This window comes from Massilibacteroides vaginae (assembly GCF_900178525.1).
Lineage (GTDB): Bacteria > Bacteroidota > Bacteroidia > Bacteroidales > Tannerellaceae > Massilibacteroides > Massilibacteroides vaginae.
The window spans coordinates 713,371-726,432 of sequence record NZ_FXDJ01000008.1 but is presented as its reverse complement, the minus strand read 5'-3'; the positions used below and the strand labels follow the sequence as shown (position 1 = coordinate 726,432).

12 protein-coding genes are annotated in these 13,062 nt (G+C 44.7%); 2 read left to right on the top strand and 10 right to left on the bottom strand.

Annotated elements, in window-relative coordinates:
• Window positions 1-14: 14 nt before the first annotated feature.
• Window positions 15-1,229 carry an alkaline phosphatase family protein gene (locus B9Y81_RS08330; RefSeq protein WP_085536584.1) on the top strand — a complete coding sequence of 405 codons (1,215 nt, stop codon included), beginning with the start codon at window positions 15-17 and terminating at the stop codon, window positions 1,227-1,229.
• A 54-nt stretch (window positions 1,230-1,283) separates the two neighbouring features.
• Window positions 1,284-2,075, top strand: a complete 792-nt coding sequence (locus B9Y81_RS08325; RefSeq protein WP_085536514.1) for a S1/P1 nuclease — start codon at window positions 1,284-1,286, stop codon at window positions 2,073-2,075.
• A 51-nt stretch (window positions 2,076-2,126) separates the two neighbouring features.
• On the opposite strand, the gene B9Y81_RS08320 is transcribed toward B9Y81_RS08325, so the two are convergent.
• The 10 genes from B9Y81_RS08320 to B9Y81_RS08275 form a co-directional block, all read right to left on the bottom strand.
• The gene (locus tag B9Y81_RS08320) at window positions 2,127-2,981 is read right to left on the bottom strand and encodes a F0F1 ATP synthase subunit gamma (protein ID WP_085536513.1); all 855 of its coding nucleotides are present in this window, start codon (window positions 2,979-2,981) and stop codon (window positions 2,127-2,129) included.
• A gap of 16 nt (window positions 2,982-2,997) precedes the next feature.
• Window positions 2,998-4,587, bottom strand: a complete 1,590-nt coding sequence (gene atpA / locus B9Y81_RS08315; protein WP_085536512.1) for a F0F1 ATP synthase subunit alpha — start codon at window positions 4,585-4,587, stop codon at window positions 2,998-3,000.
• A gap of 15 nt (window positions 4,588-4,602) precedes the next feature.
• Window positions 4,603-5,145 (bottom strand): F0F1 ATP synthase subunit delta, encoded by a 543-nt coding sequence (locus B9Y81_RS08310; RefSeq protein WP_085536511.1) that lies wholly within the window; start codon window positions 5,143-5,145, stop codon window positions 4,603-4,605.
• Between the two features lie 3 nt (window positions 5,146-5,148).
• Window positions 5,149-5,649, bottom strand: a complete 501-nt coding sequence (gene atpF, locus B9Y81_RS08305; protein WP_085536510.1) for a F0F1 ATP synthase subunit B — start codon at window positions 5,647-5,649, stop codon at window positions 5,149-5,151.
• A 13-nt stretch (window positions 5,650-5,662) separates the two neighbouring features.
• The gene (atpE, locus tag B9Y81_RS08300; protein WP_085536509.1) at window positions 5,663-5,920 is read right to left on the bottom strand and encodes an ATP synthase F0 subunit C; all 258 of its coding nucleotides are present in this window, start codon (window positions 5,918-5,920) and stop codon (window positions 5,663-5,665) included.
• A 56-nt stretch (window positions 5,921-5,976) separates the two neighbouring features.
• Window positions 5,977-7,038, bottom strand: a complete 1,062-nt coding sequence (gene atpB, locus B9Y81_RS08295; protein ID WP_085536508.1) for a F0F1 ATP synthase subunit A — start codon at window positions 7,036-7,038, stop codon at window positions 5,977-5,979.
• Entirely contained in the window at window positions 7,019-7,450 is a 432-nt protein-coding gene (locus B9Y81_RS08290) for a hypothetical protein (RefSeq protein WP_085536507.1), read from the bottom strand. The genes atpB and B9Y81_RS08290 overlap by 20 nt, the downstream gene beginning before the upstream one ends.
• An 11-nt stretch (window positions 7,451-7,461) precedes the next feature.
• Entirely contained in the window at window positions 7,462-7,701 is a 240-nt protein-coding gene (locus tag B9Y81_RS08285) for a F0F1 ATP synthase subunit delta/epsilon (RefSeq protein ID WP_085536506.1), read from the bottom strand.
• Between the two features lie 6 nt (window positions 7,702-7,707).
• Window positions 7,708-9,225 (bottom strand): F0F1 ATP synthase subunit beta, encoded by a 1,518-nt coding sequence (gene atpD / locus B9Y81_RS08280; protein WP_085536505.1) that lies wholly within the window; start codon window positions 9,223-9,225, stop codon window positions 7,708-7,710.
• A gap of 425 nt (window positions 9,226-9,650) precedes the next feature.
• Window positions 9,651-13,010 (bottom strand): TonB-dependent receptor, encoded by a 3,360-nt coding sequence (locus B9Y81_RS08275; RefSeq protein WP_085536504.1) that lies wholly within the window; start codon window positions 13,008-13,010, stop codon window positions 9,651-9,653.
• Between the last annotated feature and the right edge of the window lie 52 nt (window positions 13,011-13,062).

Genomic DNA, 13,062 nt, shown 5'->3' with positions numbered 1-13,062 from the left:
ATAAGCTTAAGCGTATGAAAAAAATATCATTGATTTTATTTGTTATCATACTGTTTTCTGTTGTCGTACTGATTTATAGTTATCAGAGTACTAAAGAACAGGAACGGTACGTTGTTGTGCTTTCGTTAGATGGATTTAGGTCAGACTATCCCGGACGGGCTAAAGTGCCAACCTTGGATTCGCTGGCTAAAGCAGGTGTGAAAGCCGGCTTCCGACCGAGCTTCCCGAGCTTGACTTTTCCGAATCATTACGCAATGGCTACCGGTTTGCATCCGGATCATAACGGACTTGTTAGTAATTCATTTTATGCCCCCGACCTGGATAGTATTTATCGGATAGGAAATCGCAGAGCTGTGGGAAATCCTGATTTTTACGGTGGCGAACCAATTTGGGTAACCGCCGAGAAACAAGGGGTAAAATCTGCTTCGTACTTTTGGGTAGGAACAGAAGCACCCATACAAGGCATACAGCCCTCTATCTGGAAGAGTTTTGACAAAACGGTTCCTTTTACGGATCGTGCCGACTCTGTAGTTGCATGGCTGCAATTGCCCGAAGATGTTCGCCCTCATTTATTGATGTGGTATATTGAAGAACCGGATGGCGTTGGTCATGCGGTAACTCCCGACTCCACTGCTATTGTAGAAACGATAGAGTCTTTAGATGGCGTTTTGAATCATTTCTTTACGGCAGTACGAAAGTTAGACATTTTTCCCCAAATAGATTTTATCGTTTTGTCTGATCACGGTATGGCTACTTATTATCCGGAGAGCTATGTGAATCTGAATAATTACCTGCCACGGGATAGCTTCGATTATATATTTGAAGGAGTACCTACGCTGTTGTATCCGAAATCTACTTACGTGGATAGTGCTTATGCCATACTTCAGCGCGTTCCTCATGTAACCACCTGGCGTAAGCATGAGATTCCCGACAAATATATGTATGGAACGCATCCCCGTATTGGAGAACTTGTGGTTATGCCGGATATTGGAACTATGCTTCACTTCCGTGCAAAAGATTACCCTATCCTGGGTGGTGCTCATGGCTATGATAACTTCTCACCGGAAATGGAAGCTATCTTTTATGCCGCGGGTCCTTCTTTTAAAGAGAATGAGGAAAGACCTACAATGGCGAATGTAAATCTTTACCTGTTGGTGGCAACTTTGTTAGGGCTTGATCCTGCGCCGAATGACGGTGATAGTACCGCTGTTCAGGGATTGTTAAAGTAAATATCATTTTGTACGTTTCTATTCATATAAATTTCACCTAAAATAATTAGTCTAATGAGAACAATATTATTGGGGATATTCTCCCTGATTTTGGGATTTTCCCCTCTTAACCTGCAAGCATGGGGACCAACCGGGCATCGTGTTATCGCTGAAATCGCGCAGCGTAATTTGAATAGAAAAGCGAATAAACAGGTTACAAAGTTGCTGGATAATTATCCTATGGCTTATTGGTCTGTTTGGGCGGATAACATCAAATCGGATACAACCGACCGATGGACGCATACGCATATATGGCATTATGTGAATATTCCGGGAGATCTTCAGAAACAAGAGATGGAGCAAGCGGTGAATGATGTGAAACAAGCTAATGTTTATAGCGAAATACAGTTATTGTGTGATGTAATCAAAAATAAAAACACCGCAACAGATGAAAAGCGGGAAGCTTTGTACTTCCTGATTCATTTGGTAGGGGATTTACATCAGCCGATGCATATTGGTCGTGAAGCGGATCTGGGAGGAAATAAAATAACCGTTTACTGGTTTGGAACGCCAACCAATATTCATGCAGTCTGGGATTCGAATTTAATTAATAATGAAAGATATAGTTATACTGAATACACTGCTATTTTGAACCGGATTTCTTCAAAAGAGAAAAAAGAAATACAAAAAGGTACAGCAATGGATTGGTTATTCGATACGTATCAAATCACAAATGAGATATACTCATCGGTTAAGAACGAAGATAAACTATCCTATGCGTATCCTTATAAATATAAATCAACGGTGGAGCTTCAACTGCAACGTGCCGGCTTAAGATTGGCCGCGATACTAAACCAGCTCTTCTGATTGTGTAGATGAAAAGATAAAAAAACCGCTTTGCGATTCTTCAAATAACTATCATCCCGCCCCTCCCATGATATCCAGCAATTCGTTGGTAATGGCTTGCTGGCGGGTTTTGTTGTATTGAAGTGTCAGCTCCTGGATCAGGTCGTTCGCATTGTCGTTGGCTATCTGCATGGCCAGCATACGAGCGGCATGTTCGGCCGTAACGGTGTCGAGCAGCGTCGTATAGATATGCAGGTGAAGTACCTTCGGCAGTAACAGGGCCAGCAACTCCTCGGATGAGGGTTCGAGGATGTAATTGAACGATGTGCCGGACGATTCTACCTCCGGCAGGGTAACCGGCAGGAATACCTTTTCGGTCAGTATCTGCTCTGCCCTGTTTTTGAAATGATGGTAGAGTAGTTCCACTCGATCTACCTCTTCGGAGGTGTAAAGCGTCATCAGTGCGGTAGCCAGCTTGCTGGCGTCCTCGTAATCCAGCTTGTCGGCAATCGACAGATAACTGTCGTCTGTCTGATATCCGGCTTTATGAAGTTCGTCGGCTATCTTTTTGCCGACAGGGTAGAGGCGTACAGCGACACCTTCCGTCTTGTAGTGTTGAAGGCGGGTAGCGAGCTCCTTCCATATATTGGCATTGAAAGCACCACACAGACCTGTGTTGGACGAGAAAGCAACGATAGCCACCTGCTTCACCTCCCGGCAGGCGGCATAAGGTGAAGTCTGTTCGCTTTCGGCTGCCAAAGTTCCCTCCAACAGCGTGCTCAGCTTACTCTCGTATGCCAGCATACGTTCCACAATCGTCTGCGTATGATGTAGTTTGGCAGAAGATACCATCTTCATGGCAGAAGTGATCTTCTGCGTGTTCCTAATCGACGCGAGACGTATTTTTATCTCTTTCAGTGATGCCATAATTCAAATTCTATATTCAATCTGCTTTGTATGCTCCGCTTACCTGGTGGGCTGTTTCCTCCAGAATGCGGCAGACCTCGTCGTTTATCACCCCCGATTTCAGTACGTCCAATACATCCCGCTGATGGTTGGTGACCAATGTTTGCAGGTATGCGTTTTCGAAATCGTGCACATGCTTTAACGGCACCTCTTTCAGTAAGCCTTTGGTTGCGCAATACAGGATAGCTATCTGTTGCTCTACTGGCATCGGGCTGTACTGAGGCTGTATGAGCAGTTGAGTGTTTTTCTGTCCCTTGTTGATCGTAAAGGCTGTGATAGCATCCATCTCGCCACCAAACTTCGTAAATGATTCGAGTTCGCGGAATTGTGCCTGGTCTATCTTCAATGTCCCGGCCACCTTCTTCATCGCTTTCAGCTGGGCGTTACCTCCTACACGGGATACAGAAATGCCGACGTTGATAGCCGGACGATTTCCTTGGTTAAATAGGTCTGTCTCCAGAAATATCTGTCCGTCGGTTATAGAAATCACGTTGGTCGGGATATAGGCCGAAACGTCGCCTGCCTGTGTTTCGATAATTGGCAGGGCAGTCAGCGAACCACCACCTTTTACAATCTCTTTCATACTGTCCGGCAGGTCGTTCATCTTGCAGGCCACTTCCTGTTGGTTGATGATTTTCGCCGCACGTTCGAGCAAGCGGGAGTGAAGGTAGAAGATATCACCCGGATAGGCCTCGCGTCCGGAAGGGCGGCGCAGGATCAGCGACACCTCACGGTAGGCAACAGCCTGTTTGGAGAGGTCGTCGTAAACAACCAGGGCATGTCGTCCGCTGTCACGGAAATATTCGCCGATAGCCGCTCCTGCAAAGGGAGCGAAGTATTGCATGGCTGCCGGGTCAGAAGCAGTGGCACTGACAACGATCGTGTAGTCCATAGCCCCTTTCTCCTGGAGTGTGTTGACCAAAGAGGCAACAGTTGAACCCTTTTGTCCGATCGCTACGTAGATACAATACACCGGAGTGCCGGCCTCGTAATTAGGGCGTTGGTTAATAATGGTATCGATCGCGATGGAGGTCTTGCCGGTCTGACGGTCGCCGATGATTAATTCACGCTGACCGCGTCCGATAGGTATCATGGCATCTACCGCCTTGATCCCAGTCTGCAACGGCTCGTTGACCGGCTGACGGAAAATAACGCCCGGTGCTTTCCGCTCCAGTGGCATCTGGTATTTCTTTCCAACAATCCCGCCTTTCCCGTCGATAGGGTTGCCCAACGGGTCGATCACACGACCGATCATGCTTTCACTTACATCGATAGACGCGATACGGCGGGTACGTTTTACGGTATCACCCTCCTTCACCTGGTCGGTCGGTCCGAGCAATACGGCTCCCACGTTGTCCTCTTCCAGATTCATAACGATCGCTTCCATGCCGTTGTCGAACTCCAACAGTTCGTTGGCTTCGGCATTATCCAGCCCGTAGATGCGCGCTACCCCGTCGCTTACCTGAAGGACGGTACCCACTTCTTCCAACCGGATACTTGTTTTGATACCTTCCAGCTGCTGGCGTAATATGGCGGAAACTTCACTTACTTTTATCAGATCTGTCATAGTTGTTCTTCTTTTTTAATGTCGTTCGATCAGCTTGTTTCTAATCTCCCGGAGTTGTCTGGCGTAACTGGCGTCGATTCGGATATTGTCGATAAAAAGGACAAATCCACCAATCAGCTCCGGCCTGACTACACCTGTGAACTCAATCGTTTCACCGGTCTCTTTCTGCAGCTGTTGCTTCAGAAGTTTGCGGGTTGCTTCGTTCGCCGGAACCGGTGTCTTAAACAATATCCGGGTGATCTTTTTGTCTTTCCGATACCTATGGATATAGTTGTGTGTCATAAGAGATAACAAATTCTCCCTTTTGTGCTTCAACACCAGGCGGATAAAGCGGGTAAACAACTCACACACGTGCAAACCGGCGGCCGTTGTCAGTAGTTTTACTTTCTCCTCTTCGGGGAAGATCGGATTATCCACGACTGTCTTCATGCCCGCCTCATTCTCGAAACTGATGGCCAACATCTTCATATCCTCATATACCCGTGTTTCCTCTCCCTTCTCTTTTGCAAGCGAAAGGAGCGCTTTCGCGTACCGGGAAGAGATTGTACCTGCATCCATATATTATGATTTACTAAACGAAACTTTGTCAAGCAGCCCGTTGATGATCTTTTCCTGTTCATCGGTACGGCTGATTTTCTCATTCATAACTTTCTCCGCAATAGCTACAGATAAGTCGGCTATTTCGGATCGGACTTCGCGGATCGCTTTGTCCTTTTCCTCCCGGATGCGCCGGGTAGCCTCTTCCTGTTGCAAGAGCGTTTCAGCTGAGGCCTTTTGTCGGGCTTCGCTGATAATTCGTTCTTTTTCAGCCAGGGCTTCTTTCAGAATTATATTCTGTCGCTCTCTTGCCTGCGTAAGCATCTTTTCTCCTTCGGCCTGAATACCGGCAAGCTGATCGTTTGCCTGACGTGCCGCCTCGAGGGACTGGTCGATGTATTCTTTCCGTTGTTCTATAGCCTTGATTATGACCGGAAAACCATACTTGGAAAGAATGGCAAAGACGATTCCGAAAGACAGGATCATCCAGAATAAAAGCCCTATGTCTGGTGTGAGCAATGACATAGCTTATTTGTTTTTATTGAAATAAAGCCAGGAAACACACCACCACAGCAAAGAGAGCAACACCCTCTACCAACGCGCCCATGATAAGCATAGACGTACGAATATCTCCGGCAGCTGATGGCTGACGGCTGATTCCCTCAACGGCTCCTTTCCCGATCATTCCGATGCCTATACCTGCGCCGATCGCGGCTAATCCTGCACCCACGGTTGCTCCCAGTTTTGCGATGCCCATACCGGCTGTCGCTGCTTGTAATAAAATTGCTGATAACATAATAATTTCAATATTTAAAAAGAATTAGTAACCTTATTTTAAATCAATTTGTTTATTTATTCTCTGATCTTGGCCATTCCTATATAGTTGGCCGACAGTAGAGTGAATATATAAGCCTGTAAACAAGCCACCAACAGTTCGAGACAGTTCATAAATATAGTGAACAGTACAGAAACGACTATCATTGTGCTGTTGATAATAAGCCCCATTGAAGCGGTGATAAATATCAGACAAGTCAGCGCCAGAATGATTGTATGCCCTGCCATAATATTGGCAAACAGACGGATCATCAGGGCGAAGGGCTTTGTAAATACACCGAAGAACTCCACAAATGGCATGATTGGCAAAGGTAATTTCAAGAAGATAGGCGTATTCGGCCAAAAAATCTCTTTCCAGTATTCCTTGGTAGCAAATAGATTTACCGCCAGGAAAGTACATAGAGCCAATACAGCCGTGATCGTAATATTGCCTGTGATGTTAGCCCCTCCGGGAAATATCGGAATAAGACCAATCAGGTTGTTGATCAGGATAAAGAAAAAGACCGTCAGCAGATATGAAGAGAAAGGCCGATACTCTTTACCAATTCCCTCCTTGATCACTTTTTCATGAATAAACAGAATGACCATTTCCATTAATCCGGTGAATCCGCCCGGAGCTTTACCGGGATGTTTTTTATACCAGCGTGCTGTACGCAGTACGATGAAAAGCAATATACAGCAACTGAACAACAGACCGGCTGCGTTTTTGGTCAGCGACAGGTCCAGTGGTTTAACCTCCTCTCCGCTGCTGTTTCTCTCCACAACCTTTCCGGCATAATCACCCTCTTCTGCTATATAGTAATTGTGATATATTTTCCCATGATGCAACTGTGAGGAGAGGAATAAATCCCATCCACGCGCTTCACTTCTCACCAGAATTGGAAGCGGCAGCGAAATTTCCCGGCCATCCCATTCGGCGATATGCCAAGTGTACGCATCCTGTATATGCGAAAATACGATCTCTTGCACATTTATCTTTTCCGGTTCGTCGCCTGCGACCGACGCTTTGGCCGGCATGCTGATACAGATGAAAAGCAGAAAGATAACCCCCAAGAGGTATTTATTTTGTATTCTGTTCATCTTTTTCTTTTTTCTCAGTTTTCATTCTTTTCTTCTCATACAGATACATTGTATAGGTTTCCAGCATGAGGTAGATGAAATAAAACAACATCATTGTAAACCCGAACGCTTTCAGGTTTTTGCCGATCATCGCGGCGTATAGCCAAAGGAATATGAGCGCAAGTACAATTTTGCACAGCCGGACTATCATATATGTTACAATGGTGACATCGCCTCGTTTTCGTTTCACATGATCGAGGAAGAAAGTCATCAGCATAGCCATCAACCAGTAGAATACCGGAATAGACGGATACCAATCGAAATATTCGGATGGCCAAATTGTGTATAGTAAACCTCCTAACGTGATACCGATAATCGCATTAATAAAGGTAATCAACCCCATTAACTTCATTTTTAATCTACCGCTGCTCATAATCGTATTGTTTATTCGATGCATACAGACAAGATATCGTTTTTTATTTCAACAAATCCACTCTGTATTTTTATTTCTTGTTCTCCTTCCTTCTTGTTAGTCTGATACCGGATAGCACCTTCTCTCAGCGCGGCTATCATGGGAGCGTGATGCGGTAAAACATCGAACATCCCGGCAACGCCAGGGAAGGATACGTATATCGCTTCTCCTTTAAATAATATACCTTTGGGAGATATGACTTCCAGTTCCATACGTTATTAGTTTGCTTGTTCTGCCAATTGCTTTCCTTTTTCAATCACATCTTCAATCGTACCAACATTGAGGAAGGCCTGTTCGGGGATATCATCCGTCTCGCCATCCATAATCATATTGAAACCATGAATAGTATCTTCGATAGAAACCATGACACCCGGTATGCCGGTGAATTGTTCTGCCACAGTGAAAGGCTGCGACAGGAAACGTTGTACGCGGCGGGCACGGTTTACTGTTTGACGGTCTTCGTCCGAAAGTTCTTCCATACCCAGGATAGAGATGATATCCTGTAGTTCCTTGTTGCGTTGAAGAATTTGTTTTACGCGCTGAGCTGTTTCGTAATGCTCCTTTCCAACAACCAGCGGGTCGAGGATACGGGAGGTTGATTCCAGCGGATCCACAGCCGGATAGATGCCAAGCTCGGTAATCTTACGGCTCAACACAGTGGTGGCATCCAGGTGCGTAAAGGTGGTGGCCGGTGCCGGGTCGGTCAAGTCGTCGGCAGGTACATAAACAGCCTGAACGGAGGTGATCGAACCTTTCTTTGTCGAAGTGATACGTTCCTGCATGGCTCCCATTTCAGTGGCCAGTGTTGGTTGATACCCTACGGCAGATGGCATACGTCCCAGCAGGGCGGATACTTCAGAGCCGGCCTGGGTGAAACGGAATATATTATCGATAAAGAACAGAATGTCGCGTGTTTCGCCTTCCGGTGCCAGGTCGCGGAATGATTCGGCGATGGTTAGCCCGGACAAGGCCACCGACGAGCGTGCTCCGGGCGGTTCGTTCATCTGCCCGAACACCAGCGTGGCCTGCGATTTGGCAAGCTCTTCGTGGTCTATCTTCGACAGGTCCCAATTACCGGCTTCCATACTTTCCCTGAACTCCTTGCCATACCGGATTACGCCCGACTGGATCATTTCACGCAGCAAGTCATTCCCTTCGCGGGTACGTTCACCTACGCCGGCAAAGACGGAAAAACCATTATTCTTTTTAGCAATGTTATTAATTAGCTCCATGATAAGAACAGTCTTACCCACACCGGCCCCTCCGAACAGTCCGATCTTCCCCCCTTTGGAGTAGGGTTCCAGCAGATCGATTACCTTAATGCCTGTATAAAGTACCTCCTGACTGGTTGTCAGATCCTCAAACTTTGGGGGTTCACGATGAATAGGGAGTGCCCCTTTCCGGTCTAATTCTTTCATCCCGTCAATCGAATCACCGGTGACGTTCATCAGACGGCCTTTTACCTGATCGCCAACCGGCATGGTGATAGGCGAGCCACATGAAATGGCTTCCATTCCCCGCTGTAGTCCGTCTGTCGTGTCCATAGCGACTGTGCGTACAGTGTTTTCTCCAATATGTTGCTGTACTTCAATAATTAACGTTTTTCCATTGGGACGGGCTATCTCCATGGCATCATGAATACGGGGTAGTACTATTTTTACTCCTTTTTCATTATCGAAGTGGATATCCACAACCGGCCCGATCACCTGTGAAACATTACCTTTTGTTTCTTCCATACAATTCTATATTAACCTTTTTCAATCTGTTTTCAAAATTACAATATTACGAAAACAACCTAGTGGAAATCCGAACATATTACTTTTTGGGCTTTTTTGCATTTAGTTAAACTTTAAACTAATTTTAAATATGTATCTAAACAAACCAATAACTTTTAAATATGGCACAATTCGGAGCAAATATGCCTGAAATCTCTCTCCAAAACTGCATTTTGGGATTGATGTCAAAAATGGAAGTGAAAGGTTTATTATGTGTTTTTGTGTTAAAATATGTCTTTTGAAAAGAGGTGATCCGGACTGTCGACTCGAACTATACCCAATCATCAAGTAATATTTATAAGATGCCTCAATGCGGAAAACAGGAAAGATAAAAAAAACCGCTTTGCGATTAATTCACAAAGCGGTTTTTCGTAAATACAATCTTCTTAGTTGAAGATATAGCGTAAGCTAAACTGAATAGAATAAGTGGAAGCAAAACTATTGTATTTCGTGTAGCTTTCAGTTAATCTTTTTCCGTTGTTTTGTTGGAAAGTATATCCATTTGCTGTTCCTTCCGCGGTGTTGTATGATAACAATGAATTGTTATTTACACTTTTATAAAGACCCCAATCACGGTTTAACAGGTTTAGGAAATTCTTTACGTCGATACCGAATTGCAGCGTGTTTTTCTTTCCGCCTACTAAGAAGTTATAATCCTGTACGAACTTGAAGTCTAATTGATGATGCCAAGGCATTACAGCACCGTTACGGTCTGCATATTCCCCTTTGTGATTCTTCAAATAGCTATCCTGATTGATGTATGCCCAGAAGTCATCACGCTGTTGATTTGCTGTGTAAACAATTTTCTCTCCGTTATCGTCAGTAATCATATAAGGCGTACCGGGTCTTGTTTCTTCAGCAAAAACCCAATTGTTCAGTTCTTCGCGGCTGGATGGTATATAGAGCAGGTTGTTTGCTCCTCCATCACCAACTACGTTGCCGGCCAAGGTGTAAGAATAGCGGGTTGCAGCATATCCTCCATTATAAGCCATGTTCATTCCTTCGTAAATCAATGAGAATGCCGACGAAGTTTTGTCATTGCCAATGCGGTATCCTAATGAAGCCACAATACGATGAGGAGATACATAACTACCATAACCAATCTCGTTATCGTTTACTCCGTTTATGGAGTTGGTGTTAGTTCTGTATGCCGAAGTTACCTGGCTACCCAATCCATCGTTATAGGCTTTGGAGTTAGAATAAGTATAAGCAAACGAAAGATCAAGACCAAAATTGAAATTCTTCGCCAACTGAGTGGTGATAGAATAGTAGTGCGCTTTACCACCTGCATTAGTAATCAGGAAAGCATTGTTTCTTGTATACCTGGCGTATTTATTTCTAACATCGTTCGGAGAAAGCTGAATAGTGCTTCCGTCAGCATATAAATTCTCGTTGGTAATAACAGACGGATTAATATCCTTGTTGAAAATTCCTTCAACAGTAAAATCAACATCTCCCGGTAGCTTGGCGTCGAATGCCAATGAGGTTTTCCAGGTAGAAGGCATCTTCAAATCTTTATCAATAATGGTTGGAGAAGAAGGGGCAGTTATTTCGGCCGGCTTAAAGTTTCCACCATAAAGCTCCTTTAAAATGTCTTGTACATTAGCATGGAAGCCTGGTTGAACACCACTTGCCTGGGCTGCTGTATTATAGTAGTATTGCGTTTGTCCGACATTTGAATTGCCGACTGCAGATACTAACCATACAAAAGGCAAACGTCCTACGAAGATACCCGTTCCTCCACGTAACACATATTTACGTTCGCCTGTTAAATCCCAGTTGAATCCAACTCTTGGCGATACGGATATTTTGGCTGATGGCAATTGGTCGGTTGAGAAATGACGCTCGGGCTGACCTTCTTTCGCGAAGTTTAAGTTGTAATAAGCTTCGTTGTAATTGTTTTTCAGATTGGGATAAACCGGCAATTCAAAACGCAGACCGGCAGTCAGTTTGAAGTTGTCGTTGAAGTTTATTTGGTCTTGCACGTAAAAGGCATATTGTTGCGTTTTCATTTTAGCCTCAAACTGCGACAAATCTTCGGAGTTGGAGTGGGTGACACCAAAAGCGGAAGGCTTGTTTCCGTTCGCGAAATCTTCCCACGACGAGAATATATAATAACCATTACCACCTTGCATAAAACCATTAACCGCGTCATTGCTTTCGAACTGTATACCGGCAAATAAGTTATGCATACCGATACTCATCGACACTTCGTCGGTAAACGACAGTGTTTTTACTTCACGCAAGTTGCCCGGTGTAAAGGGGTCGGGGCCAAAAGAGGCATAAACCGAACCTGCCTTCAGAATGTCTACCGTAGGGAATGCGCCACCAACGTATGTACGAGGTTCTTCCTGATAAGAATAAGTTGCACGTAAGGTGTTGTTCAGCTTTCCGTTCAGCCATTTAGAGTTCCATTCTGCAGCGTACGATGTAAAGTTTTGCTCCTGATAGTAACGAGAGCTTTCAAAGTAAAGACCCGGATAAGAAGTACGTCCGCTTCCTGCGCTGATACCGTCACCCCCGGGATAAATAGTGTTGGTTGTAAGTGGTGATGTAGAGCTGGAAGGACTGTTCGAATCTTTCATGTGTGTACGTGAAAAACGAACATTCACTTTATGATCATTGTTGATGTTCCAGTCTAATCTTCCCAACAGGCGATAAGCCGGAGTTTCAATGGAATAGTTTTGATAGCGTCCCGGGTTATATCCGTATTTTGTTTGCAGGAAATTACTCATCATGTCCATGTCTGAAACCGTAGGACGATGGATGTTTGCGGTATTACTACCCCAGTCTGCACTTTCACTACTACGAGCCTTAGCCGAAGGACCGGCTGTTACGTTATCTTCATACTCGCCGTTGATGAAGAAGAAAAGCTTGTTTTTAATAATTGCTCCACCCAAACTACCACCGTAAGTATGGTATTTAGACTCTTCTCTGGTCAAATCAACATCAGCTACATGATTACCTTTCCAATCCTGGTTGCTGATATAAGTATAAGCCGTACCTTTTATTTGATTCGTACCACTTTTGGTTACCGCGTTGATGGCACCACCTGTAAAACCGCTTTGACGTACATCGTAAGGAGTAACCGATACGGATATCTGTTCCAAAGCATCCAAAGAAATAGGCGATCCCCCTGCAGGCAGGTTCGAGCCAATACCAAATGCGTTGTTAAACGCAGCACCGTCTACCGTTACAAAAGACTGGCGGAAGTTACCACCACCAACTGCGAAACCATTTCCTGTGTTACCCCCTTGCGGTGTAAGACGCATAACATCGTTCATGCTGCGACTTACTGTAGGAAGCAAAGCCATTCGTTCGCTGTTTATATTTGTGATCGCACCGGCGCGGTCGGACTTCATGTTGCTGTTTTTAGAAGCCGTTACGACAACTTCGCTAAGTTCTTCACTTGATTCTTTCAAAGAAGCATTCAATAAATAGTTATCACCGAGTTGTAATTGAATTTCTGTATATACAGCCGGCTGATAACCTATATAAGATACTTCCGCTTTATATGGACCTCCTGTACGCATTCCGCTTAATGTGTATCGTCCGTTCTCATTGGTAATTGTTCCGTAGGTAGTTCCGGAAGGTTCGTGCGTAACAACAATTGTCGCGCCAATTACAGCCCCCTCTGTGTCGGTTACTATACCGCTCATACTGGCTGTAGTTACTTGTGCTGCTATGGGATAAGCACAGGCTAATGAAAAGAGGAGTAAAAAAGTTCTGATTTTAATCATTAACATAAGACATTACTATTAAGTTATAATTGTACAAAAGTAAGCTGTGAATAATTAA

Excerpts from the sequence above, each read along its gene's own strand:
- B9Y81_RS08330 (WP_085536584.1), top strand. The coding sequence starts at position 15 with ATGAAAAAAATATCATTGATTTTATTTGTTATCATACTGTTTTCTGTT.
- B9Y81_RS08325 (WP_085536514.1), top strand. The coding sequence starts at position 1,284 with ATGAGAACAATATTATTGGGGATATTCTCCCTGATTTTGGGATTTTCC.
- B9Y81_RS08320 (WP_085536513.1), bottom strand. The coding sequence starts at position 2,981 with ATGGCATCACTGAAAGAGATAAAAATACGTCTCGCGTCGATTAGGAAC.
- atpA (WP_085536512.1), bottom strand. The coding sequence starts at position 4,587 with ATGACAGATCTGATAAAAGTAAGTGAAGTTTCCGCCATATTACGCCAG.
- B9Y81_RS08310 (WP_085536511.1), bottom strand. The coding sequence starts at position 5,145 with ATGGATGCAGGTACAATCTCTTCCCGGTACGCGAAAGCGCTCCTTTCG.
- atpF (WP_085536510.1), bottom strand. The coding sequence starts at position 5,649 with ATGTCATTGCTCACACCAGACATAGGGCTTTTATTCTGGATGATCCTG.
- atpE (WP_085536509.1), bottom strand. The coding sequence starts at position 5,920 with ATGTTATCAGCAATTTTATTACAAGCAGCGACAGCCGGTATGGGCATC.
- atpB (WP_085536508.1), bottom strand. The coding sequence starts at position 7,038 with ATGAACAGAATACAAAATAAATACCTCTTGGGGGTTATCTTTCTGCTT.
- B9Y81_RS08290 (WP_085536507.1), bottom strand. The coding sequence starts at position 7,450 with ATGAGCAGCGGTAGATTAAAAATGAAGTTAATGGGGTTGATTACCTTT.
- B9Y81_RS08285 (WP_085536506.1), bottom strand. The coding sequence starts at position 7,701 with ATGGAACTGGAAGTCATATCTCCCAAAGGTATATTATTTAAAGGAGAA.
- atpD (WP_085536505.1), bottom strand. The coding sequence starts at position 9,225 with ATGGAAGAAACAAAAGGTAATGTTTCACAGGTGATCGGGCCGGTTGTG.
- B9Y81_RS08275 (WP_085536504.1), bottom strand. The coding sequence starts at position 13,010 with ATGTTAATGATTAAAATCAGAACTTTTTTACTCCTCTTTTCATTAGCC.